This window comes from Mycobacterium uberis (assembly GCF_003408705.1).
GTDB lineage: Bacteria > Actinomycetota > Actinomycetes > Mycobacteriales > Mycobacteriaceae > Mycobacterium > Mycobacterium uberis.
Genome location: NZ_QAYL01000043.1, coordinates 1 through 1,553, shown reverse-complemented (window position 1 = coordinate 1,553; position 1,553 = coordinate 1). Strand labels below are relative to the sequence as shown.

Genomic DNA, 1,553 nt, shown 5'->3' with positions numbered 1-1,553 from the left:
TTCATGCACAGTGTCAAAGCCGGCATCAAGGATTCCCTGTCGCCACAGCTGTTATTCACCGATCTCGGGCTTAAGTACGTCGGCCCGGTTGATGGTCACGACGAACGCGCGGTCGAGGTCGCATTGCGCAAAGCGCGCGGCTTCGGTGGCCCGGTGATCGTGCACGTCGTTACCCGCAAAGGCATGGGCTACCCTCCGGCAGAAGCCGACCAGGCCGAGCAGATGCACACCTGCGGCGTGATCGACCCCGTTACCGGCCAGGCCACCAAGGTCGCCGGACCTGGCTGGACGGCGGCCTTTTCCGATGCGCTCATTGGTTACGCCATGAAGCGCCGCGACATTGTGGCTATTACCGCTGCTATGCCTGGCCCCACCGGACTGACGGCGTTCGGTCAGCGTTTTCCGGATCGGCTGTTCGATGTCGGGATCGCCGAACAGCATGCGATGACGTCGGCGGCTGGGCTGGCGATGGGCGGGATGCACCCGGTGGTGGCGATTTATTCGACATTCCTCAACCGCGCGTTCGACCAGATCATGATGGACGTGGCGCTACATAAGCTGCCCGTTACCATCGTGCTCGACCGGGCCGGGATTACCGGTTCGGACGGTCCTAGTCATAACGGCATGTGGGATTTGTCGATGCTGAGCATTGTGCCGGGGATGCGGGTGGCCGCGCCCCGAGATGCGACTCGGCTACGCGAGGAACTCGGTGAGGCGCTTGACGTCGACGACGGTCCGACGGCAATTCGATTCCCTAAAGGTGATGTGGGCGAAGATATTCCGGCTTTAAAGCACCGATCGGGCGTGGATGTGCTTGCGGTTCCGGCGGCAGGGCTGACCCACGACGTGCTGCTAGTGGGGGTCGGCGTTTTTGCGTCGATGGCGTTGGCGGTAGCCAAGCGGTTGCATAACCAGGGGATCGGTGTAACAGTTATTGATCCACGTTGGGTATTGCCGGTGTGTGATGGTGTTCTCGAACTGGCGCATGCGCACAAACTGATCGTTACGCTGGAGGACAACGGAGTCAACGGCGGTGTGGGCGCAGCAGTCTCTACCGCATTGCGTCGAGCGGAGATTGACACGCCCTACCGTGATGTCGGATTGCCGCAGGAATTCTACAATCACGCTTCGCGGAGTGAAGTATTGGCTGATTTGGGTTTGACCGACCAAGATATCTCTCGCCGGATAACCGGTTGGGTTGTCGCACTTGGCAACTGCGGTTCCGATGACAATGCAGGCCAGTACGAGCCGCGGAGCAGCCAGACAATGCAGCCTGGTTTGGGCAACGATGCAAACCGTCAGATACCTTCTCGTACGGAATAGTGTTCACCGCCGAGCGCACTATTCTCACCGGATCCGCGCAATATGCGCCTGAATTCGGTGTAAACTTGTGCTTCGATTCTTTTGTAGATGACCGTGCTCTGCTTAGTTTGCGGGGTAGTGCTATGAGAGTGGTGACCCCGAGGTCCGATCTTCTGCCCACCCTGGTCTGGTGTTGTGTGGTTTTGTTTTATGTGGGGTGTGGTGGTGTGGGTTGTGGTGTGGGTCGATGG

The 1,553-nt window shown here is 59.3% G+C and carries 1 protein-coding gene; it reads left to right on the top strand.

The features are described 5' to 3' along the window. A partial coding sequence (locus MUBE_RS14385) for a transketolase C-terminal domain-containing protein (protein ID WP_116541058.1) occupies window positions 1-1,323 on the top strand: 1,323 nt, incomplete at its 5' end. Window positions 1,324-1,553 lie beyond the last annotated feature (230 nt).